At 44.4% G+C, this 23,895-nt stretch carries 26 protein-coding genes; 19 read left to right on the top strand and 7 right to left on the bottom strand.

What is annotated here, in order from left to right; genetic code table 11:
* Window positions 1-53 precede the first annotated feature (53 nt).
* A complete protein-coding gene (locus AAA942_RS01640; RefSeq protein WP_338218482.1) occupies window positions 54-230 on the top strand; it encodes a histone H1 in 177 nt (58 codons plus the stop codon).
* Window positions 231-295: 65 nt separating this feature from the next.
* Here the strand turns inward: AAA942_RS01640 and AAA942_RS01635 are convergent, their stop codons facing one another.
* The 5 genes from AAA942_RS01635 to AAA942_RS01615 form a co-directional block, all read right to left on the bottom strand.
* Window positions 296-1,864, bottom strand: coding sequence for a S8 family peptidase (locus tag AAA942_RS01635; RefSeq protein WP_338218481.1), 1,569 nt, complete (start codon window positions 1,862-1,864; stop codon window positions 296-298).
* 227 nt (window positions 1,865-2,091) lie between these two features.
* A complete protein-coding gene (locus tag AAA942_RS01630; RefSeq protein ID WP_338218480.1) occupies window positions 2,092-2,640 on the bottom strand; it encodes a DUF4136 domain-containing protein in 549 nt (182 codons plus the stop codon).
* 71 nt (window positions 2,641-2,711) lie between these two features.
* Window positions 2,712-3,314 carry a DUF6992 family protein gene (locus tag AAA942_RS01625; RefSeq protein ID WP_338218479.1) on the bottom strand — a complete coding sequence of 201 codons (603 nt, stop codon included), beginning with the start codon at window positions 3,312-3,314 and terminating at the stop codon, window positions 2,712-2,714.
* 30 nt (window positions 3,315-3,344) lie between these two features.
* On the bottom strand, window positions 3,345-3,980 hold the full coding sequence (locus tag AAA942_RS01620) for a LysE family translocator (RefSeq protein WP_338218478.1): 636 nt from the start codon (window positions 3,978-3,980) through the stop codon (window positions 3,345-3,347).
* Entirely contained in the window at window positions 3,961-5,514 is a 1,554-nt protein-coding gene (locus tag AAA942_RS01615) for a GH3 family domain-containing protein (RefSeq protein ID WP_338218477.1), read from the bottom strand. Before AAA942_RS01615 ends, AAA942_RS01620 begins: the two co-directional genes overlap by 20 nt.
* Before the next feature lie 49 nt (window positions 5,515-5,563).
* Between AAA942_RS01615 and AAA942_RS01610 the strand changes: the two genes are divergently transcribed.
* The 18 genes from AAA942_RS01610 to AAA942_RS01525 all read left to right on the top strand — a co-directional run bounded on the left by AAA942_RS01610 (window position 5,564) and on the right by AAA942_RS01525 (window position 21,076).
* Window positions 5,564-6,244: a YggS family pyridoxal phosphate-dependent enzyme gene (locus tag AAA942_RS01610; protein ID WP_338218476.1), complete on the top strand. Its 681-nt coding sequence runs from the start codon at window positions 5,564-5,566 to the stop codon at window positions 6,242-6,244.
* Window positions 6,241-6,621 (top strand): DUF423 domain-containing protein, encoded by a 381-nt coding sequence (locus AAA942_RS01605; protein ID WP_338218475.1) that lies wholly within the window; start codon window positions 6,241-6,243, stop codon window positions 6,619-6,621. The genes AAA942_RS01610 and AAA942_RS01605 overlap by 4 nt, the downstream gene beginning before the upstream one ends.
* 4 nt (window positions 6,622-6,625) lie before the next feature.
* Window positions 6,626-7,918, top strand: a complete 1,293-nt coding sequence (locus AAA942_RS01600; RefSeq protein WP_338218474.1) for a D-alanyl-D-alanine carboxypeptidase — start codon at window positions 6,626-6,628, stop codon at window positions 7,916-7,918.
* A gap of 375 nt (window positions 7,919-8,293) precedes the next feature.
* The gene (locus AAA942_RS01595; RefSeq protein ID WP_338218473.1) at window positions 8,294-9,148 is read left to right on the top strand and encodes an alpha/beta fold hydrolase; all 855 of its coding nucleotides are present in this window, start codon (window positions 8,294-8,296) and stop codon (window positions 9,146-9,148) included.
* Window positions 9,145-9,657: an RNA polymerase sigma factor gene (locus tag AAA942_RS01590; protein WP_338218472.1), complete on the top strand. Its 513-nt coding sequence runs from the start codon at window positions 9,145-9,147 to the stop codon at window positions 9,655-9,657. Before AAA942_RS01595 ends, AAA942_RS01590 begins: the two co-directional genes overlap by 4 nt.
* Window positions 9,647-10,252 carry a hypothetical protein gene (locus tag AAA942_RS01585; RefSeq protein ID WP_338218471.1) on the top strand — a complete coding sequence of 202 codons (606 nt, stop codon included), beginning with the start codon at window positions 9,647-9,649 and terminating at the stop codon, window positions 10,250-10,252. Before AAA942_RS01590 ends, AAA942_RS01585 begins: the two co-directional genes overlap by 11 nt.
* A gap of 59 nt (window positions 10,253-10,311) precedes the next feature.
* Window positions 10,312-11,349: a S66 peptidase family protein gene (locus tag AAA942_RS01580; protein WP_338218470.1), complete on the top strand. Its 1,038-nt coding sequence runs from the start codon at window positions 10,312-10,314 to the stop codon at window positions 11,347-11,349.
* Between the two features lie 117 nt (window positions 11,350-11,466).
* A complete protein-coding gene (locus AAA942_RS01575; RefSeq protein ID WP_338218469.1) occupies window positions 11,467-12,090 on the top strand; it encodes an SGNH/GDSL hydrolase family protein in 624 nt (207 codons plus the stop codon).
* A 4-nt stretch (window positions 12,091-12,094) separates the two neighbouring features.
* Window positions 12,095-12,796, top strand: a complete 702-nt coding sequence (locus AAA942_RS01570) for a DUF4377 domain-containing protein (RefSeq protein WP_338218468.1) — start codon at window positions 12,095-12,097, stop codon at window positions 12,794-12,796.
* 108 nt (window positions 12,797-12,904) lie between these two features.
* Window positions 12,905-13,516 carry a fumarylacetoacetate hydrolase family protein gene (locus tag AAA942_RS01565; RefSeq protein WP_338218467.1) on the top strand — a complete coding sequence of 204 codons (612 nt, stop codon included), beginning with the start codon at window positions 12,905-12,907 and terminating at the stop codon, window positions 13,514-13,516.
* Between the two features lie 52 nt (window positions 13,517-13,568).
* On the top strand, window positions 13,569-15,443 hold the full coding sequence (locus AAA942_RS01560; RefSeq protein WP_338218466.1) for a M23 family metallopeptidase: 1,875 nt from the start codon (window positions 13,569-13,571) through the stop codon (window positions 15,441-15,443).
* Window positions 15,444-15,473: 30 nt separating this feature from the next.
* Window positions 15,474-15,923 carry a thioredoxin-dependent thiol peroxidase gene (bcp, locus tag AAA942_RS01555; RefSeq protein WP_338218465.1) on the top strand — a complete coding sequence of 150 codons (450 nt, stop codon included), beginning with the start codon at window positions 15,474-15,476 and terminating at the stop codon, window positions 15,921-15,923.
* 11 nt (window positions 15,924-15,934) lie between these two features.
* Complete coding sequence (locus AAA942_RS01550; protein ID WP_338218464.1) at window positions 15,935-16,786, top strand: transketolase; 852 nt, start codon at window positions 15,935-15,937, stop codon at window positions 16,784-16,786.
* 24 nt (window positions 16,787-16,810) lie between these two features.
* Complete coding sequence (locus tag AAA942_RS01545; RefSeq protein WP_338218463.1) at window positions 16,811-17,773, top strand: transketolase family protein; 963 nt, start codon at window positions 16,811-16,813, stop codon at window positions 17,771-17,773.
* A gap of 102 nt (window positions 17,774-17,875) precedes the next feature.
* A complete protein-coding gene (locus tag AAA942_RS01540; RefSeq protein WP_338218462.1) occupies window positions 17,876-18,169 on the top strand; it encodes a phosphoribosylpyrophosphate synthetase in 294 nt (97 codons plus the stop codon).
* A gap of 19 nt (window positions 18,170-18,188) precedes the next feature.
* Entirely contained in the window at window positions 18,189-18,737 is a 549-nt protein-coding gene (locus AAA942_RS01535) for a GNAT family N-acetyltransferase (RefSeq protein WP_338218461.1), read from the top strand.
* A 58-nt stretch (window positions 18,738-18,795) separates the two neighbouring features.
* Window positions 18,796-20,352 (top strand): glycoside hydrolase family 99-like domain-containing protein, encoded by a 1,557-nt coding sequence (locus AAA942_RS01530; protein ID WP_338218460.1) that lies wholly within the window; start codon window positions 18,796-18,798, stop codon window positions 20,350-20,352.
* 139 nt (window positions 20,353-20,491) lie between these two features.
* On the top strand, window positions 20,492-21,076 hold the full coding sequence (locus AAA942_RS01525) for a hypothetical protein (protein WP_338218459.1): 585 nt from the start codon (window positions 20,492-20,494) through the stop codon (window positions 21,074-21,076).
* Window positions 21,077-21,084: 8 nt separating this feature from the next.
* Here AAA942_RS01525 and AAA942_RS01520 read toward each other — a convergent pair whose 3' ends face one another.
* Window positions 21,085-21,915: a DUF2490 domain-containing protein gene (locus AAA942_RS01520; protein ID WP_338218458.1), complete on the bottom strand. Its 831-nt coding sequence runs from the start codon at window positions 21,913-21,915 to the stop codon at window positions 21,085-21,087.
* Window positions 21,912-23,879, bottom strand: coding sequence for a hypothetical protein (locus AAA942_RS01515; protein ID WP_338218457.1), 1,968 nt, complete (start codon window positions 23,877-23,879; stop codon window positions 21,912-21,914). Before AAA942_RS01515 ends, AAA942_RS01520 begins: the two co-directional genes overlap by 4 nt.
* Window positions 23,880-23,895 lie beyond the last annotated feature (16 nt).

Below are 23,895 nucleotides of genomic sequence, written 5' to 3'. Positions count from 1 at the left end.
GCTATATTCGATCACAATTAACTTATCATCAACCTAAAAAACAAACTTTTACTATGAGCAGATTTAGTGAAGTAAAAAATCTTGTAATGAGCTTGGAAGCAGATTTCGAAAAGTTCTACGAAAAAGGAAATCAAGCTGCAGGTACCAGAGTTAGAAAGGGCATGCAGGAGCTTAAGACTTTGGCGCAGGACATCAGAACTGAAGTTCAGAATAAGAAAAACGCCGGATGATCTAAGAAAATAAAGGTGGCTTCAAGGCCACCTTTATTCATTTAGAAGGGGCTTTCGCCCCTTTTTTAATTTACGCCTACAGCTGCTGCTGCATTTAGGTTTCCAAATCCATACTGGGAACTTCTATTGGGAAACAGATCCGAGGTGGAGCGCATTTGATTGAGTACCTGATCTCTGGACCATCCTGGGTTTTTAGCCCAAACCAAAGCAGCAATTCCAGAAGCAGTAGCAGTAGCCACCGAAGATCCTCCAACAGTGGATGGCTGATCACTGCTGTTTGCCAAGCTCAAAGCTGTGGTTCCGCTTCCTGAGCGCTGCATCACAACAGTAAACTCGACCTGACTGCCTGAATGACAGGTATCGCATCGCTGATAGCCCGCTCCTTCCTTAATCCCGGTCACCGCTATAGTCTCACTCATGTTGGCTGGAAAAATCACCCCTACCCAATTGGTGAATGTAGTGGAAGTGCCTGCTGCCGCAAAAATCAACTTCCCTCTATTAAAAGCATAGCGCACGGCATCGGCTACTTTGGAATTGGAGAAAACATCTCCGATTGACATACTGATAATCCGGACATCAGATCGATTACCCAGCAAAACAAGTGCTTCAGCTACCCCATTTTTCTCGTCTGAAGAATTGATAATCACATCACTTGTACCTCTGACAGAAATCAAATTGGAATTGTAAGCCACTCCTACACTATTCCCAACCGTATTTCTGGGTGCTGCAATCACCCCTGACATGGCTGTCCCGTGTCCGCATCGGTCATCAGGACCATCATAACTTTTCCAAAACCAGAAGCCGGTCTTAAAGGTCCCAAATTTGGCCACATACCTACCGGAAGACTCTCCAGAATTGAATCCCGAATTGAGCAGGGGCTGATTTGGAGAAAGACCAGTATCGATGACTCCAACAGTGATTCCGGAACCCGTACTTTGACTCCAGGCTTGTGCAATTCCCATCCGCTGGTAGTTCCAAGAAGCTTTTGCATTGGGGGTTACTGTGGTAAAATCAGAATTGGAAAGTCCTGTATCCGCGCTGTTCGAACAGCCTGCATCACTTTGGATTCGTGCAGCAGGGCTATCACTATTAAGCAAGGAATAATCAAACTGATAGCCTACCGGCTCAAAATATCGTACCTCGGGCATCTTTCGGAGATTTTGAAGCACCTCAAAATCCGCCACCTTCACTTCCAGGTAGGGTAATTGCTCATGAATCAAGGCATCCTGATCCCGAAGGCGGAAATTGGGACTTTGATTTTTGGTAAGCGTGGCTGAGATCATTTCCAGGATGGACTCTGATGCAGCCTCCCAATTGGCCGAGCTTACATCATCCAGTCCGATTCGGGCATTGGGATCTTCCATTCCCACCGGCTTGTAGCCAATAGTCAAAATGGAATCACCCTGAATCAGGGCGCTATAGAGCAGCTCATCGCTTTGCTCCATCCAGATAAAATCCCCTTTTTCCTGAAGGGAATTAAGAATAATCCGGTCAATTTCCGATGAAGGAATGATCTTTTGAACTTCTGGATTTTCCTCCGAAATGGAGACCGATGGCTGTTCTTCCTGAGTACAGGAAAAAACCACAACTGCTAAAAAAAGCAGGCTAAGGTTGATTTTGGATTTGAAAAACATGATAAAAATTTTTGTTTGAGTTTAACATTCAAGAAGTTATCACTTTCCGACCTTAGAAAAAAATAGAATTTGTAGAAATTCGAATTTTGAATGCAGACAGATTTTTTGGTGAGTCTTTTGAGTTTATAAAATTCAGTCACCCATTTCCAATCATCTTTTTAGAGAAATATCCCCTTTTTCCATTGGCTCAAAAATGAACTATCAGGGTTTGGGTAGATTTTTGAACTCTATTCTAATTCGTAAAGGGAGGTCAATAATTGATGGAGGACAAGATCCATTTTATCTAAATCAAACTCACGACTACCTCCATATACCACTCCCGAACTGATTCCCATCCAGGCAATTTCATTGGTTTGTGAGTCTTGAATCAAAAAAATCACTTTTCCAATCATTCCGGAATTTATAATTGAACTTCCTCCGCCGCTTCCACTAGGAAATCTATTTCCGGAATTATATATATCATAGAACGGACCTGGGACAGAAGAATCAGTGGACATATCCACAGTTTCAATGAAATCCCTGGAAACAACCACTCCCTGAATCAAAAAATCCGGGTTCTCTGTGGTCTCTTCAAATCCGTAATCGATTAATTTATCTCTGAAGGCTAGTTTGACCCGCTCATTTCTTTTGTCAGAAAAATCCTCTTCTATCATTTGAAAGGTCTGATATTCTTTCAGCAATTCAGAATTGGTTAGTGTATCCACTCGGAGAATTTCTGAAACCTTGCAGGAGACCAACATAAAAATCAATGCAAGTAGAGGAAGGGCATTTTTCATAATTCAAGGTTTATCAGAGAAACAACTTAACTTACGGATTATTCAATAAGTAGTTCAAAATCAATTTAATTTCAAAAATTCATCCGGAAATACACACCCGTTGGCCCCAAACTGATATTCTGAATCAAGCTAGGTAGCTCTTTGGCATGAGCTACATGAAACCCATATATAATTCCATCAAAAACCATCAAAAAAGCTCCCTGAAGTAGTATGGATTTCCCGAATCCAATCAATCGGTCATTTTCTGTTCTCAGACCTCTTTCTTTCAGATAAAGCCCCCCAGCCATATAGGCTACATCCAGAGCAGCATTGACCAAAAGAATTTTTTCGATACTTTGTTGTGCTTTGAGCGTCTCCCAAAAGTCTGAACCCGGAGTTTCTTTAGTGGCCTGCCAATATCCGAAACCTGCAATGAGCAAGTTGACCGAGTTCCAATACAGATTCATCTGATGAAAAGCCTTGGTCTGCCCGGCAGTCTGACTCGCTCCTATCCCACCCCAAATCATATTTCCCACTGCCCAAGTACCCAAAATCATCATTCCTTGCCTGTTATATTCGAAACGGGTTTGGTTAAATTCGGTGAGTTGGGGCACATCTTGTCCAAAAACCAATGAAGCTGAGGCGAAAAAAAGAATCAAACACAGGACAAATGGAGAAATCGTTTGCTTTTTCATAAGCATTAAACCAGTAGATATGGACTAAGTTTAAGAAAAATAAGTAGTCCAAAGCATTCTCAAGCCAAAAAACACCATGACCAACCCGACTCCTTTGTTCAGTAATCTCATCAGCCGGGGAGTCACAAATCTGGAGAGCTGTTTGGCTATAAATGCCTTAAGCAAATCAATCAGAAAGACTGTCCCCAAAATCCCGACATAGTATAGACTGATTTGAGAACCGGTCCAGGTTTCCTTCAAAGTGACCAAACTGGCTATGGAAATCCAAAAAAGAAGAACAAAGGGGTTGATCCCGTTGATGCTGAATCCTTTGGCAAATGCATTTCTTTTTTTGGGAACCGGGAGAGTAATTCCTCCGGTATTGGGTCTTTCTACCTGCTTTTTGACCAAAGAGCTAATCCCAAAACCTGTCAAAATCAACCCTCCCCCATAACCCAATACTTTTTCGAACAAGTCGGTATTGGCTAAAAAAGAAATTCCGAAATAGGTAATCATCACATATAGTGCATCACTGCACAGGATTCCCAAAGCCAATACCATCGCGTAGCGGAAGCCGTGTTGCAGGCTATTGGTAATCAGAGTAAAGAATACAGGACCAACAATAACACTGAGAAGTAGGCCCATGCTGACTCCTTCCAGCCAAGCACTACCCATTGAGGTAACCATTTTGCTGAAGATAGGCTTCCCAGGACTGGCTCTTTTCCCCTTTCAGGACCCGGGGAAATTTATTCTGACCACCTTCTTTGCCCTGAGCCTTCATCCAATCATAAAATACCCCCGAAGGCAAAATATCCACCAAAACTTCCTTTAATGCGTGTTTTCGCTCCACGGCGTAGTCGTCATTGAGTTCGCAGAGATAGGAGTCCAGCTTTTCCCGGAAAAGTTGGGAATCCACTACGTCATCTGAACCGATAAACCATCGGTGTGCAAAAAGATTTCCGGAAGGAATACCCAAAACGGTGAATTCCCGAACCCGGATGTTGAGGTCCTCGGCTACCATTTCTATGGCCTTGTTCATGTTGTCCACAGAAAGATGCTCTCCACAAAGGCTTAAAAAGTGCTTGGTTCGTCCAGTGATGATGATTTCGGATTCTTCTTTGGAAACAAATCGGATCACATCCCCAATCAGATATCGCCAAGCTCCTGCACAGGTAGTGATCAGGAGAGCATAGTCTTTTCCTTCTTCGATTTCATCGATTTTGAATGTTTGGGCAGTAGTGAGAATATTTCCTTCCGAATCAAAGTTTTCTTCAGTAAAGGGCACCAACTCATGGAAAATGCCATTATTCAGGACCAATCGCATGGATTTCCTGTTGGGCAGCGCCTGAAAGGCCAAAAATCCTTCAGATGCCAAGTAGGTTTCCATGTAAGTCAAGGGCTTCCCAAGCAGACTTTCAAAACCTTTCTTGTAGGGTTCAAAAGAAACTCCCCCATGGACGAAAATCTGCAGATTGGGCCAGATTTCATGAATGTGCTGAACCTGGTATCGCTCAATGATTTTCTCCAGCAAAATCTGCAACCAAGCCGGAACTCCCACAATGATTCCGATATCCCATTTCGGGGCATTTTCTACGATTTGATCCAGTTTATCTCCCCAGTTTCGGTTTTTGGAGATCTTTTTTCCAGGCTTGTAAAATCGCTGAAACCAAATCGGGAGATTGCCCGCAGTAATTCCGCTGAGATCGCCGGAAAAATAAGTCCCATTAAACTCCAAATCTGTACTGCCTCCCAGCATCAATATGCCTTTGGTATAGAGAGATGCTGGAAAATCATATTTGGACAAGCTCAAAATCTGACGAACTCCAGTCCTTCGGATGGCCTTGACCATGGACTTGGTGATAGGGATGTATTTGGAGGCAGCACCTGATGTGCCCGAGCTCAATGCGAAATATTTAACCCGCCCGGGCCAGGTCACGTTTTTCTTTCCTTCCTGCAGTTGGTACCAAAACTCGGCATGAATGGAATTATAGTCATAAATGGGAACCTGAGCCTTATATCGCTTATAGAATTCATCAGGCCCTTTTTTGAACCCTTTCAAAATCCCATGATAATCGTACTTCTTTCCGATAGCAGTTCGCTCTGCTTTGAGTAAAAGTTTCCTAAGCTGTTCTTTCTGAAGGTCAAGAGGTTGAGTAACTTCCTGCTCCAAACTTTCCCGGAGTCGAATGCCCTTTTTGAGCAAATTGCTGAGGATTGCCATATCTTTGTTTAGGCCTATGAATGTAAAAATGAACGCTTAAAAATAGACAATGGATATCAAAGCCAATTTAGAAGCCGTCAAAAAATCATTTGTCAACCCTTCCTGTCAGTTGATTGCCGTCAGCAAAACCAAACCTCTGGAGGATCTTAAAGCGGCCTATGCAGCAGGTATTCGGGACTTTGGAGAAAACAAAGTCCAGGAAATCCAGGCCAAACAGCCGGAAATGCCAACCGACACCCGATGGCACATGATCGGACATTTGCAAAGCAATAAAGTCAAATACATTGCTCCCTACGTACACCTAATTCATGGAGTGGACTCTTTCAAACTCTTGAAAGAAATCAACAAGCAGGGCAAAAAGATCGATCGGGTGATTCCTGTTTTGTTGCAAATTCATATTGCTGAGGAAGAAAGCAAATTCGGATTTGATCAGGCAGAATTGGAAGAGATGCTTAATTCGGAAGAATTTGGACACTTGACCCATGTTCAGATTAAAGGTCTGATGGGTATGGCCACTTTCACTGAGAATACGGATCAAATCAGAAAGGAATTCCGAGGACTTAAAAATCTTTTCGAGGAATTGAAAAAACGTGATTTGCCTCCTTTCGTCCAACTGGAAGAATTATCCATGGGAATGAGCGGAGATTATCAGATTGCACAGGAAGAGGGAAGCACGATGGTGAGAATCGGATCGGCGATCTTTGGAGCAAGAAACTATTCGGGAGTATGAAAGGAAATCAAATTTTAATTTCAGCAGGTATTTTGGGTGCCTTGGCCGTTGGAATAGGAGCTTTTGGAGCCCATGGATTGGAACCGCTACTGATCAAAAATGGAAGATTGGATACCTTCGAGACTGCAGTGAGCTATCACTTCTACCATGTTTTGGCACTTTTCGGAATCAGCCTACTTTCCCTGATCAAACCCGATTGGAAATACCTTAGCTTTTCTGCTTGGTGCATGGTTCTTGGAATTCTGATTTTCTCAGGATCCCTTTACGTCCTCTCTCTGACCGGAATCACTTGGCTCGGGGCTATCACCCCAATCGGAGGAGTTGGCTTTATATTGGGCTGGTTGGGACTGGCTTATTCAGCACTTAAAAACAACTAGCCCGTTGAGAATCAAAGCACTTTTTTTCCTTGCTTGGTTTATCACCTCACTGCCAGCAGCAGCGCAGCTAAGCAGAGCTCAATTTTCTTCTTTGGAAAATATCCTTGGGGAAAAAAGTACTTTTTCCAGCCACATGACTGGCTTCGTTCTTTACGACTTGGATTCCCAGCGAGTGGTCTATGAGAAAAACAGTCAACTCAACTTCATTCCTGCCTCCACTGCCAAACTTTTTACCCTCTTTGCTGCGGTGGCTATTTTGCAGGACAGCACGCAAACCGTAAGATATCTTCCGGCTGGGGATACATTGAAAATCTGGGGATCCGGGGATCCTAGCTGGAAGTATCAGGATTTTTATCAACCCAATTTTGAGAAAATCTGGAAAAATTATCGGGTAATCCAATTTTCGGATGCCAATCAAATCAGCCCCGCATTTGGCTATGGCTGGCAATGGGACGATTATTACTACGATTATTCTGCAGAAAGAAGTCCATTACCCATTTATGGCAATCTCTTGGAAGTAAAAAAGGTCGGGAATCGGCCTGAGGTTTTCCCCTATAGATTTCAAAAATCCATTGCGACCACTACCCTTCCGATCAATGAATTGGAACGGGATTTCCACAGTAATTCTTTCAGATACAATTCGGAGACTTTTCAGGGACGGGAACGCTACATTCCGCTTTTGACTTCTGGTCAGCTCACGGCAGAACTCGCTCAGGAATTGACAGGAAAAACCTGGATTTACAAAAAAGAGGCAATGCCTGAAAACACTACCATTTTCCGCGGAGCTCCTCTTTTTCCCCTACTTCAGGAAATGATGCTTGAGAGCGATAATTTCATAGCGGAACAGATGATTTGGATGGTTTCAGACCGTCTATTTCAGACCTTGGATACGGATCGGGCCATCGAATACATCCAAAAGACCTATTTCTTTGACCTGCCTGACCAACCCAAATGGGTGGACGGAAGCGGACTTTCCCGTCATAACCTGTTCACTCCCCGATCCATGGTGGTACTGATCGACAAGCTGTATCGCATCGTCCCGGAAGATCAACTTTACGCCCTTTTGCCGACAGGCGGAAAAACCGGAACGCTTAGAAACACTTTTCAGGCGGCCCAGCCTTACATTTTTGCCAAAAGCGGAAGCATGAGCAATCATTATAGCCTTGCAGGTTTGGTTCGCACCAAAAGCGGAAAGATTTATGCTTTTGCCTTTATGAATTCCAATTTTCTCGGAAGAGCATCGTCCATTCGCACTGAGGTGGAAAAGGTGATGGCTTTGGTGAGGGATATACTTTAAGAATGTAAGCCTGGAGTGGGAAAGTGGAATGTTTTGTCCGGTGTCCGATGTCAGATGACCGATGAGTAGGAAGAAAGGAGTCGGAAAGTGGTAATGTCCGTCCGGTGTCCGATGTCAGATGACCGATGAGTGGGAAGAAAGGAGTTGGAAAGTGGTAAAGTTGGAAAGTTCTAAGGTTAGGCCTGAAGTACTTGACGGGGCTATTTTTCCCTTCAAGGGGGCTAGGGAGGTAAAAGCGTAAAGCTGGAATAATGACGCCGAAGAAAGCAAATGAAAACCCCAATCGATATAATGTAATATTCATTTTTTAGAAAATTTTTCTCCAACACTGTAAGGAAAGAAAGAGGAGCTGGTCTAAAGAAGAAAAAACAAACCATGAAAAAGTTATTTCTTCTTTACCTGCTGATTTTCGGATCCTTGACTACTGGTCAATCACAAGGCTTGCAAAGCCAAATCGTGGGCAAAGGTCCCAAATTGATTTTGATTCCCGGCTTGGCTTCCTCGGGTGAAGTTTGGGAGGAAACCGTTGCCCAACTTTCCCAAAACTACGAATGCCACATCCTTACCCTTCCGGGATTCGGCAACAATCCTGCTATGGATATGCCTGAGGGATTTTTGCAAACCATGGAAAAACTGCTTACCGATTACATTTTGGAACAAAAAGAAAAAGTCACGCTAATCGGACACAGCTTGGGCGGATTTCTCTCGCTCAGGCTCTCCCGGAGCCTCCCCAACCACATTCAGCAAACCATTATCGTCGACTCCTTTCCCTTTTACTCCGCTGCCTTTAATCCTGCTGCCACTGAAGAAAACATGATAGAAATGGCCTCCCAAATGAAGCAAATCATGCTTTCCCAAAGTCCGGAACAGTACCTCGCCCAGCAAAAAACCACCATGCCCATGATGACCATCAACGAGCAAAAACTCCCCCTCGCGGTAGAGTGGTCCATGCAAAGCGACCGAAATACCACAGCGGAGGCATTCTACGAGTTGATGACTACCGACTTCAGAGATGAATTGGCGGAAGTAAAAACTCCCATTTTGGTCTTGGGAGCTTGGGCCTCGGGTAAAAATTATGGCTTGACCGAAGAAAGCGTGAAAAAAACCTTCTCCGATCAATACCAATTGGCTGAAAACGTCCAAATTGAAATGGCACCCTCTGCCCACCACTTTATCATGTGGGACAATCCGGAATGGTTTATGGAAAAACTCAGCGCATTTCTTCAATGAAAACTCAGAAAGAAGCTCAATTTGAGTCCCTTTACCTAGACCACAAAGACAAGATTTACCGACTTTGTCTTGGCTTTGTCCGGGAAAAAGAACTGGCTAAGGACCTTTTTCAGGAAATCCTGATCAAAATCTGGAGACACTTGGAGAGTTTCAAAGGGGAAAGCGAAATCAGCACCTGGATCTACCGAATCGCTTACAATACGGCATTAACGCATACTGCCAAGGAAAAGAAAAAAGCCATTCAGCAGACTGATTTTCCTGAAAACCTAGACCTAGCCGAACCGGAGAGTTTTACTCAAGAAAAGGAAAATCAACTTAATGCGCTCTATAAGGCCATTTCCTCACTTCCTGAATTGGATCGGATCATCGCAACTCTGCTACTTGAAGGCACCCCATACAAATCAATCGCCGAGATCAGCGGCATTAGCGAAAACTATGTGGCTGTAAAAGTCAACCGAATCAAAACTGCGCTCACTCAAAAACTTAACCCTCAACCTCATGGAAACTAACTTCAACGATATACAGCAGCTCTGGCAAAGTCAAAAGGCAAAAGACTTTGATATCCAAGGATTGATTTCCGGACTTAAAAAAACGGAACAAAAACAGCGAAAAGAGAGGATTTCAATCGCGATAATTACACCTGTTACTTTGGCATTTCTGTTTATAGCGATGCCTTGGGCAGAAAGCAAAGCCATCCTGTTTAGTTTATTGGTAATAGCAGTAGCTATGCTTTGGGTAGTTTGGTTGAGTTTCAGGTCTACTTTAATGCCTAGTGACAACTCAGAAAGCCTTTCCAACCAAAAGTACCTCGAAACACAACTGGCAAAACTTCGACAACGATACAAAATAGCCGGAACCTACATGTATTATTATGCCCTTCTCTTGGCAATAGCGCTGAATGTTTCCTATTACGTCCTGCTTGCTCCTTTTTCTTTGGAAATGAGAATAGCAGTTCATTTGGCCCTAACCATTATCATTATGGTCATGATGAATTTTAGCATCAGGAGAAGATTGAAAAAATATGACCGAACGATCAAACCAATAATGGAAGAGTTGGAAAGATTGCTTTCAGATATAAAAAAGAAAGAAGTCATTTCCAATTGACCGGATCGTCCTCCTTCGGTTAAAAAAAACAGAGTAAATTCAGCTCAAAATTAACCCGAATGAACAAACGCAGCTTTCTCAAATCTTTCGGCCTCGCGGCGGCTTCAGCTCCATTTCTAAGTTTTGACATCAAAAACAATAAACAAACCCCAACCCTTTTTCCCAAAGGGATACAAAAAGGGGACACCGTAGGCATTATTTCTCCTGCAGCAGCCACAGCAAACCGCATGGAGTTTACCTACGCCAAAGAAGCCATGGAAGGACTTGGGCTTAAAGTCAAATTAGGAGAAAATCTGAAAAACCGGTTTGGACATCTGGCAGGAACAGACGAGGAGCGAGCAGCAGACCTCAATGCCATGTTTGCTGACCCCGAAGTAAAAGCAGTTATCTGCATACGTGGGGGTTCTGGCGCTGCACGAATTCTTCCCATGATCGACTATGATTTGGTGAAAAATAATCCAAAACCACTCTTGGGCTATTCGGATATCACGGCACTGCATTGTGCCTTACAGAGTCAGGCTGGTTTGATCACCTTTCATGGGCCTAATGGCTCAGGCAGCTGGAATAGCTTCAATGTGCGACAGTTTGAAAAGGTATTTTTCAACCGGGAAAAAGTAAGCTATGTCAACGAGGGAAGTAAAGGCGATGAGCTGGTGCAAAAGTCCAACCGGATTCAAACTTTGAAAGGAGGCACAGCAGAAGGCAAACTCTTGGGAGGGAATCTGACTGTATTAGCAGCTTTATCAGGAACAATCTATTATCCTGATTTTCAAAACTCTATTTTATTCATAGAAGATATCGGAGAAGATCCTTATCGGATAGATCGGATGATGAGTACCCTTCAGCTCAATGGTACACTATCCCAAATAAAGGGATTTGTATTCGGGCAATGCACCGATTGCGATCCGGGAGGAGGCTATGGGAGTTTGACTGTAGATCAGATTCTGGATCAATACGTTTTGCCACTGAATATCCCTGCTTATTCCGGAGCGATGATTGGACACGTACCCAGGCAGTTTATTCTTCCTGTAGGCGCACAGGTCAAACTCAATGCCGACGAGGGAAGTTTGTCTTTACTTGAATCAGTATTTGCTTAAGCAAAAGTGAAGTCTAAAAACCTGCGAAAATCTAAATTTCAAATTGGCATGTTTCCCCACCTTATTTCCATCATTTTCTCCTTATTCCTTTTCCTTCAGTGCAAAACCGACGAACCCATGGAACTGAAAACTCTAAGCTATCTCGCATTGGGTGACTCCTACACGATAGGTGAAGGAGTGGAAGAAAACGAACGCTATCCCATGCAGTTGGTCAGCCGACTGAATTCCCTCGGAGGTCAGTATTTCTTTCCCCCCAAGATCATCGCTAAGACAGGTTGGACTGTGGATGAACTGGAAGCAGGAATTCAGGCTGCCGAGACCTCAGCCGAAGGCTATGATTTGGTCACTTTGCTCATTGGGGTAAACAATCAATACCGAGGAAGGCCCGTGGCTGACTATGAGAAAGACTTTGAAGCCATGCTTCAGCGGGCCATTGCATTTGCCCGAGGAAATCAGGAGCATGTCGTGGTGCTTTCTATTCCAGACTGGGGAGTGACCGGTTTTGCTAAGGCTAGAAATACAGATCAGGTAAAGGTAGCCTCAGAAATCGATGCCTACAATGGGGCAAAAAAGGCGATTTGCGACAAATATGAGGTGAGATTTATCGATATTACAGAGGAATACCGGCAAATCGGCGGTCAGGAAGAAATGATGGCCGTCGATCGCTTGCATCCATCCGGACTGGTTTATACCCGCTGGACGGAGAAGCTTTTGGAAGAAGTCAAAAAAATCAATTTCTAAGCCCATGAAGACCTTACTTATTTTCCTCCAGTTCTTAGCTTTAGCTATGGCTTCTTGTAAATCTGAAGAAAAAAGTGAGGTCGAAAACACAGCCCCTACAGAAACTTGGTGGATCAATTCTGCCAAAGTCGATTGCATGGGAGTAGGTCCCATGACCTGTTTTCAAATCCAAAAAACCGAAACAATAGAAAGCGGCAAATGGGAGCTTTTTTATGATCAGATCGAGGGCTTCAGCTACGAACCCGGAAACTTGTATCGGGTGAAAGTGGAAATTACTGAAAAGCCCAAGCCCATTCCCGCAGATGCCTCTTCCTTGAGCTACAAACTGGTAGAAGTCCTAAGCAAAGAAGCGGACAAGCGATTGGCTCTTACGAATATCTGGAAAGTGGTCTATGTGGGTAGATTTCAGGACCCCAAATCCTTCAAGAACGGAAATGCGCTGACCTTTGAGCTGAATGTATCGGCCGGCACCTACTTTGGAGAAATGGGTTGCAATACGGTAAGAGGAAGTTTGGTGGTGGAAGACCAATCAAGAATCACTTTGGGTCCCGGAGCTACCACGATGATGGCCTGTCCGGATATGGAAGTCGAAATAGACATGAGAAAGGCCCTGGAGAAAATCAGAAAGTACAAGTTTGACAAAGGCCTCCTCTACTTTTTGGATGAGGAGGAAAAGACCCTGATGATGCTTCAGGCAGTGGATTAAACCATTCATAATTTAATTGAATTCCCTGCACGATTTATCCCGATTGTTGGCAGGGAATTTTTATTTTCACGCAGTCAAATAGAGACCTGAATTTTTGAACCTGAATCCATGAAAATCATCTGCATCGGCCGAAATTATGCCGCCCATATCGAAGAACTCAAAAACGAAAAACCCGGAAAACCTGTCGTCTTTCTCAAGCCAGATACCGCACTGCTGAAAGGTGGAGCTCCTTTTTTTCACCCCGATTTTTCTGAAAATATCCATCACGAAGTCGAACTTGTCCTCAAAATCTCTAAGGAAGGCAAATACATTCAGCCTCAATTTGCACACCGCTATTTCGAAGAAATCGGCTTGGGAATTGACTTTACAGCCCGGGATCTTCAAGATCAATGCAAAGCCAAAGGCCTGCCTTGGGAAATTGCCAAGGCTTTCAACGGTTCGGCCCCAATCGGCGATTTCAAACCAGTTTCTGATTTTGTCGACCTCAAAGACATCGACTTTCATCTGGAAATTAACGGAGAACTCAAGCAGAAAGGAAACACCAGCTTGATGCTATTTGACTTCGCCACCATTATTTCCTATATCTCCCAGTTTTTCACTCTAAAGAAGGGAGATTTGATCTATACCGGAACCCCGGCTGGAGTAGGTCCCGTAAAAATCGGAGATCATCTGACTGGATTTATCGGAAATGAAAAAATGCTCGATTTTGAAGTTAAGTAAGCTTTTTTTGAATAAACATCATTGCGAACGCAGTGAAGCAATCTTTGAATTGATGTATAAAAAGCTGATTTTCCTCGTTTTTGTACTCAGCATATCCACTCCTTTCACTAGTTTTTCCCAACAGATTGAGAAAGGCTATTTCCGCTCCCCGGTAAAGCCTGGAGGTAGAAATTACCTTTCCGGTAACTATTCCGAACTCCGTCCCAATCACTTCCATGCGGGTTTGGACTTTAAGTTTGGAGGTGCCGAGGGAGAGCCGATTTATGCTGCGGCGGATGGTTGGGTTCATCGGATCAAAATCTCCTCTTTCGGCTACGGAAATGTTATTTACCTCAAGCACCCCAGCGGACATATCACGCTGTATGGGCACTTGAGGAATTTTGTCCCCAAGTTGCATGACTGGATGGTGGCCAAAATGTATGAGGCAGAGCAAAACGAGCTGGAAGTCTATCCGGCCATAGGTGAAATCCCCGTAAAAAAAGGGGAATTGATCGCTTATGGAGGAAATACCGGAAGCTCCGGCGGCCCTCACCTACACTTTGAAATTCGGGACAGCTTGGATCGAGCCATGGATCCGCTTTTGGCTGGATTCTCTGAAATCTTGGATACAACCCCTCCTACTCCCCAAAAAATAGCCATTGTGCCGCTGGAGCTGGATAGCCGCGTCAATGGGAAATATCAAAGAATCGAACTTACCCCAGTTCTCTCTGGTTCGGAATACCGGATTCCCGAGACCATTCGAGTGACGGGCCGAGTGGGACTGGAAATCCAAAGCTATGACCGACTGGACGGAGCCAGCAACCAAAACGGATTCCCACTTTTCGAAGTGGTGGATGACTCAAGCTCGCTTTTTTCTCTTTTGGTGGACAAAATAGACTACAATTTCACCCGTCAATTTTTATTGCACACCCATCAAAATCGCTTTACCAAACTGTATTTCCAGCCTGAGCTGAAGTATGATTACCTCAGCCCTGCCGATCCGGCGACAGGCGTATTTGAAGTAGCTTCCGGTGAAAAGAAAAATCTCCAAATTCGGCTGAAAGACGCTTATCAAAATACCAGAATTGTCAAATTGACGCTCACCGGTGCAGATTTGGATTCGACCATTGCCGACGGAGCGTCTCCTTCCACTCCTCAGGTCAGCTATTTCCGAAATGTGATGAAAATCAAAGTTCGTCAAAGTGACAAGGGTGGATTAGCAAGGTATTTCATTGGGAATCAATCCTACGAAATCCTCCCGGCCTATCAAGATGCACAAAGCCGAACTTACCTTTGGGACTTGAGATTCGGAATTCCTGAAAAAATTGACCTGTGTTCAGAGATTTACATTCCTGATTTGGTCGGGCATATTCCCTTGGGTCAGGAGTTTCTTTTGGCTACGTCAAAGCTTACTGTGAAAACTGAAGAAAACAGCCTTCTCCAAGATTTATACCTCAGGGCGTCTCATTCCGGACCTGCAAATGCTCCGGTACTGAGGCTTCAAGAAACGACCGAATACCTTTGGAACCCAATCGAATTGCTGTGGGATGTGAGCGGATACACCGGAGACAAAACCAAAACCCACGTTTACCTCCGCTCTCCCAATGGTTCCCGATCCTTTGCTGGAGGAGAATGGGAAGCCGGTCAAATCCGCTTCAAAACCAGAAATTTTGGTAGTTTTGTTTTGGCTGAGGATAAGGTAAATCCGACGATTACTCCTATCCGAGTCAATGGGCAAGGCATGAGATTTACCATCAAAGACAACCTGTCCGGAATCCGAAGTTTTGAGGCTTGGGTTGATGGCAAATGGGTGCTAATGCGCTACGAACACAAACAGGCCGTCATTTGGTCTGAAACAAAAGATAAACAACCGCTGAAAGGGGCAGTTTTACTAAAAGTCACCGATATGGCAGGGAATGTTGCCGAGTATCGATCGACGATTCCTTAAATCTTTGTTCCATTCTAAAATCAAAATTTTATGTCACTAGAAGCAGGCCAAATGGCCCCAGATTTCGAAGCAAAAATTGAAACAGGCGAAACCATCAAGCTTTCCGATTACCGAGGCAAAAAAGTAGTCCTTTACTTTTATCCGAAAGATGCCACTCCGGGTTGCACTGCCCAAGCCTGTAACCTAAGAGACAACTACGATGCCCTACTGAAAGCAGGCTATGTAGTCTTGGGAATCAGTTCGGATGATGAAAAATCCCACAAGAAATTTATAGAAAAGCAAAACCTCCCCTTCCCTTTGATCGCGGATACAGATCTTAAGGTGCACGAGGCTTATGGTACTTGGGTGGAAAAATCCATGTACGGACGTAAGTATATGGGCACAGCCAGAACGACCTTCGTGATTGATGAGCAGGGGAAAATTGCCGAGGTGATCGCCAAAGTCGACACCAAAAACCACACTGCTCAAATCCTAAAATAAACCCCCAGCTAATGGAAAAACAATCAATTGAACAACTCCAAAAAATCTGCACACAGCTGCGCAGGGATGTACTGAGAATGGTGCATGCCGTTCAGTCCGGCCACCCCGGTGCACCGCTTGGATGTGCAGAATTCTTTGTAGCTCTCTACTTTGATCAGCTTCACCACAATCCTGATTTCCAAATGAACGGAAAGGGTGAAGATCTTTTCTTCCTTTCCAACGGTCACCTTTCTGCAGGATGGTATTCCGTTCTCGCAAGAAGCGGGTATTTCCCGGTTGAGGAACTGAAAACTTTCAGAAAGATCAATTCCCGACTTCAGGGTCATCCTGCTACCCACGAGCATCTCCCCGGTATCCGGGTAGCCTCAGGATCCTTGGGACAGGGACTTTCCGTAGCCTTGGGTGCAGCTCAGGCCAAAAAACTCAACGGAGACGACAAGCTTGTGTACATTCTAATGGGTGACGGCGAACTTCAGGAAGGCCAAGTATGGGAAGCCGCGATGTATGCAGCACACTATGGAGTGGACAATTTGATTGCCACGGTAGATTACAATGGTCAGCAAATCGACGGTCCGACTACCAAAGTGATGGACCTGAAAAATCTGAAAGCCAAATGGGAAGCATTTGGTTGGGAAGTCAATGAAATCAAGGAGGGAAATGATATGAAAGCTGTTTTGGAAGGCTTGGAAAAGGCAAAGTCCCTTTCTGGAAAAGGAAAACCTGTCATAAATCTGCTTTACACCGAAATGGGCTATGGCGTGGACTTTATGGTCGGCACGCACAAATGGCACGGTTCCCCTCCAAACGACGAGCAATTGGCCAAGGCCTTGGGTCAATTGGAAGAAACCCTCGGTGATTATTGATTTCCTATCCCAAAAGACAAGAAGATGAGCTTAGACTTAAAATTTACCTATACAGAGAAAAAAGATACCCGTTCCGGTTTTGGTGACGGCTTCCTCGAAGCAGGAAGAAAAAATCCTAATGTGGTCGGCCTTTGTGCGGACTTGATCGGTTCCCTAAAAATGGGCGATTTCCAGAAGGAATTTCCGGATCGCTTTTTCCAGACTGGAATTGCCGAAGCGAATATGATTGGCTTGGCAGCGGGGATGACTTTGGGAGGAAAAATTCCTTTCGCGGGCACCTTCGCCAACTTTGCCACCGGTCGTGTCTATGATCAAATCCGCCAATCCGTCGCCTATTCCGACAAAAACGTGAAAATCTGTGCTTCGCACGCAGGTTTGACTTTGGGAGAAGACGGTGCAACTCACCAGATTTTGGAGGACTTGGGCATGATGAAAATGCTCCCTCACATGACCGTAATCAACCCTTGCGACTACAACCAAACTAAGGCAGCGACCTTGGCGATTGCTGAGCACGAAGGCCCGGTGTATTTGAGGTTTGGACGACCAAGCTGGCCTATCTTCACGCCTGCAGTTCAGAAGTTTGAGATCGGGAAAGCCTGGAAAATGATCGACGGGAAGGATATCACCATCTTTGCTACTGGACATTTGGTATGGGAAGCAGTGGTAGCAGAAGCCATGCTTCGCGAAGAAGGAATTCATGCCGAGGTCATCAACATTCACACGATCAAACCTTTGGATGAAGAAGCGATCTTGGAATCGGTGAAAAAGACCGGTTGCTCCGTGTCTGCCGAAGAGCATCAGATCAATGGAGGCTTGGGCGACAGCATCGCTCAAACTTTGGCACGCCACAATCCGGCACCGCTTGAATATGTGGGTGTAAATGACAGCTTTGGCGAGTCCGGCACTCCTACCCAACTGCTTGAAAAATACGGTCTGAATGCCGAAAATATCGTGAAGGCTGCAAAAAGAGCTTTGGCGAGGAAGTAAATCTTATCTTAAAAGTGTAAAACCACAGGCCAAAAGTCTGTGGTTTTTTCTTTTTACACCTTTTTTCTTCGTAAATTTTTTATTCACTAAACCAATAAATCAATGCCCAACTACGAACCCACTCTAGTCGAAACTCTCGAAAAACTCAGAAAAGAAGGCTACACAGAAGACTTCAATATCCGCTTTGACAGCCTGATTTGCGGAGATGTCTGCCTGCTGCCCAATCAATTTGAGGTAGACCAAACCTTTCGATTCGAAGGCAACACCAATCCCTCGGATGAAGCCATTCTTTTTGCCATATCCTCTGTTGATGGGGAAATCAAGGGTGTATTGGTCAATTCCTATGGCACCTATGCTGATGAAATGACCAAAGAAATGGTGGACAAACTGCGCTAGTTTTTTCCTAATTTCGGAGATGGATAAACCGATTTTTCTCAACCATCAACTCTCCCTCAGCCGAATCCAAACGGAGGATCAACCCCTGCTTTTTACGCTTATGGATGAGGTATACAAGGCCCCTTATCGATACGTTTGGGAAGATGGAGGAGATTGGTACGTCAACCTGATTTACAATCGGCATACCCTTAGAAAAGAACTTTCCCGGGAGAGAACCCACTATTTCTTTGTGGAATGGCAAGAACGAAAAATTGGAATTCTGAAATATGACTTTCCCTTTTCTCCCCGAGAAATCGAAATCCCAAATGCGATGAAGCTTCATCGGCTTTATCTGCACAAGGAAGCCCATGGCCAGGGCATTGCGCAGGCTCTATTGGACCATTGTGAAACCATTGCAAAGCAAAACCAACTGGATTCCATTTGGCTGGAGTCGATGGACTGTCAGGTACAGGCCAAACGATTCTATGAGAAAATGGGATTTCAGAAAGTTTTGGCATATACTCTGGATTTTGAGCGGATTTTCCCTGAATACAGAAGGATTTTGATTCTGAAGAAAGACCTAAAGTAAACCTTTAGCTTTTCCTGCATTTTTCTATATTGAGCTTAAGTAATTTAAACTAAGTCTTATGAATCGGATTTTTCAATTGTCGGCCTTTTTCTTTGTTGCCCTTATTTCGGCTTCCTGCCAAAGGCAAAGCAGTTTTCAAGCAGTTCATCATTCGGCTGGAATCAATCCCATAGCCAATTTAACTTCAATCCCCCAAAAGGAGTCAGGAGAACAGGTAGGCGTCTATTTTATGCCCTCTTGGAATACCTCCCCTGACCCCAATGTGGATCGGGACAGCTTTTGGTCCTGCCTTCAGGATCCTAAAAACTGCGCTAGCCTCCAGAATACAGGAATTTGGGGACCCGAAGGAAGAGTATACAATGCGAGATACCCCTACGAAGGACCCTACCTGGATCGCAAACCGATCAAAGAACTGAAAGGCTTCTACAATCGAACCGATCCTGAAGTGGCCCGAAAGCAACTTCAGTACATGAAGGAATATGGAATCGACTTCTTCGCTTACGATTGGTTTTTTGGAAGGCACTATTATTACCACCTGTACTTTGGCCCCCAATCCAAAATCTATTACCCCAAAGGATGGAAGATCGACACCAATCGGGACGGAAGAGTGGCGGTGCCCGGTTTGGTAGAATGGGGCGACCAATTAGAAGTCCTTTTGGCTGAAAATGCCAAGCTTCCTAAAGAACAGCAGATGAAGTTTGCAATCAACTGGTGTGACGATAGCCATGAGCGCTGGATGCTGTGGCTGAAAGTGGGTGCACCGGATGAATTGGCCCGAAAAGCGAATTACGAAGGTGAAAAGCCGGATAAAGAATTGTATCTGAAAGTCCACGAAAAAATCACCCAACTGTGGATCGATCAGTATTTCAGTCGGGGAGATTACCTAAGAGATGAAGATGGCAGACCCATAGTCTATTTCTACTTCCCACAGGATGCCGAGTCGAGAGCTGCTTTTTACGGCTTGGGTCTAAAAGATCTCTTGGACCTTTCCCAAGCTGTAGCCAAAAAAGCCAAGCTTCCGGGAATTAAATTCATCGCGGTGACCGCAGGCCCTATGTTAGAGCGAGAGCGAACCTATGGACTTCCTACCCTTTGGAAAGCCAAAAACCCCTCACGCCCATGGGAAGGCGGAGAATACCAAAAAAAGATGTTGCTCCAAGAATACGTGCCCCGGCTCAAATCAATGGGATTTGAAGGGATGACTGCTTATGTCTATCACAACTTTATGGAGAAAGACAATCGCTCCTACTCCGATATGCGAGAGACCTACCGGGGGCATTGGAAGATGTGGAGTGAGAAATTTGCAGCTGATCCTGATTTTGAATATCAGGTTCCGGTAGCCATGGGTTGGGATATGCGGCCCGCAGGAGGTACTTGGCCTCAGCAAAGCGGATTCCCTTCCGAGCCCTACAAGGATAAGGTGCACAGTGATAAATCCAGCTTCACGGCCAAATTGAAGGAAGCCCAGCAAGTTTCAAGAAAATACCGCTCTACCAATGGAAACACGGTCATGATCTGCTGCTGGAACGAGTATCTGGAAGGCAACTATATCGAACCGACCGAAGGGCACGGATTTGATTATTTGGAAGCCATCCGGGAGGTTTTTGAAAAGTGATTTATTTAAAACTTGCTTTTTAGAAGAATTACTCCAAAAATCTCCCCTTATTCCTTCCATTTTCTGTTCAATTTTCTTCCAAGTCTTCTTTATTCCGGGGATTTTAACTAAATCAGACTGGCCTAGCTGCCCAAAATCCATGAGAAATCACCTGCTGCTTCTATTTGCCCTGATTTACCTGCCACTAACCAGTATGGGACAGCAGGAAAAAACAGCAGTGGAAAGCGAAACCTTACGCTATCTCCAGGCCATGGAGACGAAAGATTGGAATACGCTGATCAGCATGGTCAATCCCAAGTATTTTCTACAGGTTCCCAAGGAGCTCCTTCTGCAGGTTTACCGGCAGATGGACAATCAGCAAGGCCTTCAGATCACCTTTATAGAGCCGAGGATTACGAGTATCAAAAAGGAATTGATCCATGCGGATACCAGCTACATTCCTGTAGACTATTCCCTGATCATGCAGATTCGTCCTGCACCTGAACTCTTTGATTCAGAGAGGGAAATCCGCGAATTATTCCAGGGTTTTCAGCAGAATTACCAAGGTCAGGAAGTGGCTTTTGACCGGGATTCAGGGCTTTTTTACATTGATTTGAAAAATACCCTCATAGCTTCCAGTTCCGGGGATCAGGTTTTCTTTTTGGAATATCATGCCAAGGATCCTTTTTTGGAGAAAGTACTCCCCCTACAGGTCCTTGATCGCCTGAAATTAGGCTGGAATTAATCTATGATTTAGAATACAGGTTGAAACTGCGCCTTACTTTTTCTCTTTTTGGTCAAATCCAGCGTATGGTAAACCGAAAGTCTGACCAACCCCCTGTTATTGTAATTGATTCCTGAGGGACGCTGCTGAAAGCTGAACGTATAGCCTCCTTGGAACTGCAGATTTTCATTCAGGATGTAACCTAAACCCAGAAAAGTCCGGTTTTCTTCAAAGGGATTTCTTACAATGGTCTTTCCGGATTGGATGAATACCTCATTGTTGAAAGAGCCAAAGATCGTCCCTTTTTGCAAAGAAGTACTATTTATAGGAACATATGCCGAAAGCTTATATCTCCATCTGAAGGTGAGCAAAAAGGGAGAATCCTCAATCCAGTCCCTTCTCCAGCGCTGTTCCGTTCGGATTTGGTGGTAAATTTTTACTCGCGAAATGGACTGTACAAAAAGTAATTGCTGCCAAAGGCGATACTGAGGAATAATGTTATCAAAAGGCTCTTCGATCTCCTGATATTCCGGTGGAGCCCAATAAAATGGCAATACAAAGCCTCCCGTGACTTCCAGACTTTTATCAAAAATATAGGAAAGCCCAAATCGAAGATATACTTGCGCCATATTTTGGACCAACTGATCTCTGGTTCGGACGTGATATTCTCCGTAGTAATACAACTTCTCCCCGATTCGGTACTTGGTGTAGAGGCCAGTCCACAATTCACTTCTTGAAGAGATCACCCGCTCCGGATCTTCCGTATCATTTTGCGCATGCACTTTTCCCTCTCCAGCGCTTAGCAAGACCATTCCCAGCCCAACCACAAGGCAGGCAATTTTCCAACTGAAGTGGCTCATAGCGAAAGTAATTTTTTGATTTGGTTGATGTTTTTGCCTGCTTTATTGAGCTCTCGTTCCAGTTTTCTGGTATCTAAGCCACGTAATTTTCTGGCTTGGATTTTTAAGGCATTGAGCTCAACCAGATTCTGCTCAACATCTTCAAAATCTGAGGCATTTTGGATTTGGTCCAATTCGAACTCTGTCAGAACTAGCAGGGCTTCGTACACTGGCTTTTGCCGGATGACTTCAAAGTCCGTCTCAAAAGTGAAGGGGTCAAAGGTCTTTTCTGTAAACAGGCTCTTCAGCTCTTCCTGTAGCAATGAGGCCTCTTCCAAGTCATCAGGAATTCTATTCAAAAACTGCAAAAGTTCAACCAATCGGTCTCCCTGTACAGCTTTTGCCTCGAAGCTTACTGCCTGATTAAACTCATCTAAAAGCTCCTGATACTGCTTTTTACCAATATTCTGATACACTTGGTCCATCAATTGGCGATGGCGGGAATTGGTTGCTTCGGACTTGATGAAGCTGCTGTCCAACTTCGATTTTTCCTTCAAAATAGCCCTCTGAATTCCGGTCAAGTCCTTGGTCTGACGAAATCTCTGTTGACTTTCGGAGATTTTTTGGTCAAAGCTTCTAAAGTAAGACAGTTCATTGTTTAGGTAGGCTTGAAGGGCATGGGAAAGTTTTTTTGCTTCAGCCGATTCTGTATAGTCCAAGACCTGCGAATGGGCGATTTCTTCGAACTGGTATTCAAGCTGAATGCTATCAGGGAAAAACTCATCTTGAACTTCTTCAAAAAATAAAGGATCAAAATATAAAATCTCGTCAGTCCTGAGCAATTCTATGATCTTCTCCATTTGATTTAGTCTAGAATCAAGGTATTGCAAGTAAGCATAAGCCTCAGCAAGAGATTTTTCGGAATTCTTGTTCAGTTCCAAAAAGTCAGAAGACTTAATCAGTTCAAGGTAGGATTGAAGTTGCTCAAAGGCTTCGATAGAGTTTTGATAGATTTTCTGATCCTCGTCACTTACTTCGTATCGAAACCGCCGAGTCTGAATCGGAGACTTAATCAGTTTTCCTTGGGAAAAAAAGCGGGATTCATCCCATTTTAGAATCCGCTTCAGCGCATCTTCCAAGAGGCGGGTGCCTTGGTATTGCTGCCGATATTCCTTGCTCTCTTCCACAAATCCATCATTGAAAGTCAATCCAAAAAACTGAGCTGAAGGGGTAAAATCCACCTTTTCGCCCCGATTGAGTTGATCCAACTTCGAAATCGCCTGAAAAAAGACCACTTCATCGATCTTTTCACCTGAAAGCTCATTGACCTTCTGCAAGCCGATTAAGAAGCCCTTTTCATATCTCCGTATCTCCCTAATGGAGATTCCATCCTCTTGATAACCAAATTCCCAGACCCCATCCATCAGCCCTTCTCCGTTGACTTGTCCCTGAATTTGGTAAGTGTCCAAAGGGTCAAGATTTCTAAATTCCACCCTGCCGGAAAGGAAGTCTTTTTTGAATTGAAGGTTTTCTGTAAGGAAAATATCCTGATAGCGCTCCCCAAGCCAAATTCTTTCCCGAAAAGAAGCTGGTCCGTTGAGAATACCCTGATCATAGTTGGCTCTCCAATCCAAAAGTTTGCTTTCGATTTCTCCCACCAATTCCCGGTTTTTCACATCCAGAATCCTGATCCTGTGCTTTTCCTCAGCGTAGATCCAAGTTTGGTCCTTTTTGTAGTCTTGGAAAGTACCATCGACTTTAAGCTTCATCAGATTTTGCTGTGAACTGCTATCCATCGCTTGATAGGAAAAAGAGAAATCTCCATGAAGGATGGGTTCATTTTTATCGGTCAGGTAATAGGTAAATTCACCCACTCCCCTAAGTCCCTCAAAGGTATATCCTCCTTTGTAAGCGCTCAGTTCCTGAGAAAAAACTTGATTCCAAGCGGTCAGAATCAAAAGCAGAGAAATTAGTTTTAATTTCATTCCGGCCCTATTTTCT

Origin of the sequence: Algoriphagus sp. oki45 (assembly GCF_036245605.1) — a bacterium.
Classification (GTDB): Bacteria; Bacteroidota; Bacteroidia; order Cytophagales; family Cyclobacteriaceae; genus Algoriphagus.
This window is presented reverse-complemented; position numbering and strand designations above follow the sequence as displayed.

Bases quoted from the DNA above. Each gene is read 5' to 3' on its own strand.
- AAA942_RS01560 (WP_338218466.1), top strand. From the start codon at position 13,569: ATGTATAAAAAGCTGATTTTCCTCGTTTTTGTACTCAGCATATCCACT.
- AAA942_RS01605 (WP_338218475.1), top strand. From the start codon at position 6,241: ATGAAAGGAAATCAAATTTTAATTTCAGCAGGTATTTTGGGTGCCTTG.
- AAA942_RS01595 (WP_338218473.1), top strand. From the start codon at position 8,294: ATGAAAAAGTTATTTCTTCTTTACCTGCTGATTTTCGGATCCTTGACT.
- AAA942_RS01580 (WP_338218470.1), top strand. From the start codon at position 10,312: ATGAACAAACGCAGCTTTCTCAAATCTTTCGGCCTCGCGGCGGCTTCA.
- AAA942_RS01545 (WP_338218463.1), top strand. From the start codon at position 16,811: ATGAGCTTAGACTTAAAATTTACCTATACAGAGAAAAAAGATACCCGT.
- AAA942_RS01520 (WP_338218458.1), bottom strand. From the start codon at position 21,915: ATGAGCCACTTCAGTTGGAAAATTGCCTGCCTTGTGGTTGGGCTGGGA.
- AAA942_RS01525 (WP_338218459.1), top strand. From the start codon at position 20,492: ATGAGAAATCACCTGCTGCTTCTATTTGCCCTGATTTACCTGCCACTA.
- AAA942_RS01550 (WP_338218464.1), top strand. From the start codon at position 15,935: ATGGAAAAACAATCAATTGAACAACTCCAAAAAATCTGCACACAGCTG.
- AAA942_RS01625 (WP_338218479.1), bottom strand. From the start codon at position 3,314: ATGAAAAAGCAAACGATTTCTCCATTTGTCCTGTGTTTGATTCTTTTT.
- AAA942_RS01565 (WP_338218467.1), top strand. From the start codon at position 12,905: ATGAAAATCATCTGCATCGGCCGAAATTATGCCGCCCATATCGAAGAA.
- bcp (WP_338218465.1), top strand. From the start codon at position 15,474: ATGTCACTAGAAGCAGGCCAAATGGCCCCAGATTTCGAAGCAAAAATT.
- AAA942_RS01635 (WP_338218481.1), bottom strand. From the start codon at position 1,864: ATGTTTTTCAAATCCAAAATCAACCTTAGCCTGCTTTTTTTAGCAGTT.
- AAA942_RS01590 (WP_338218472.1), top strand. From the start codon at position 9,145: ATGAAAACTCAGAAAGAAGCTCAATTTGAGTCCCTTTACCTAGACCAC.
- AAA942_RS01570 (WP_338218468.1), top strand. From the start codon at position 12,095: ATGAAGACCTTACTTATTTTCCTCCAGTTCTTAGCTTTAGCTATGGCT.
- AAA942_RS01515 (WP_338218457.1), bottom strand. From the start codon at position 23,879: ATGAAATTAAAACTAATTTCTCTGCTTTTGATTCTGACCGCTTGGAAT.
- AAA942_RS01575 (WP_338218469.1), top strand. From the start codon at position 11,467: ATGGAACTGAAAACTCTAAGCTATCTCGCATTGGGTGACTCCTACACG.
- AAA942_RS01620 (WP_338218478.1), bottom strand. From the start codon at position 3,980: ATGGTTACCTCAATGGGTAGTGCTTGGCTGGAAGGAGTCAGCATGGGC.
- AAA942_RS01630 (WP_338218480.1), bottom strand. From the start codon at position 2,640: ATGAAAAATGCCCTTCCTCTACTTGCATTGATTTTTATGTTGGTCTCC.
- AAA942_RS01535 (WP_338218461.1), top strand. From the start codon at position 18,189: ATGGATAAACCGATTTTTCTCAACCATCAACTCTCCCTCAGCCGAATC.
- AAA942_RS01585 (WP_338218471.1), top strand. From the start codon at position 9,647: ATGGAAACTAACTTCAACGATATACAGCAGCTCTGGCAAAGTCAAAAG.
- AAA942_RS01640 (WP_338218482.1), top strand. From the start codon at position 54: ATGAGCAGATTTAGTGAAGTAAAAAATCTTGTAATGAGCTTGGAAGCA.
- AAA942_RS01530 (WP_338218460.1), top strand. From the start codon at position 18,796: ATGAATCGGATTTTTCAATTGTCGGCCTTTTTCTTTGTTGCCCTTATT.
- AAA942_RS01615 (WP_338218477.1), bottom strand. From the start codon at position 5,514: ATGGCAATCCTCAGCAATTTGCTCAAAAAGGGCATTCGACTCCGGGAA.
- AAA942_RS01610 (WP_338218476.1), top strand. From the start codon at position 5,564: ATGGATATCAAAGCCAATTTAGAAGCCGTCAAAAAATCATTTGTCAAC.
- AAA942_RS01540 (WP_338218462.1), top strand. From the start codon at position 17,876: ATGCCCAACTACGAACCCACTCTAGTCGAAACTCTCGAAAAACTCAGA.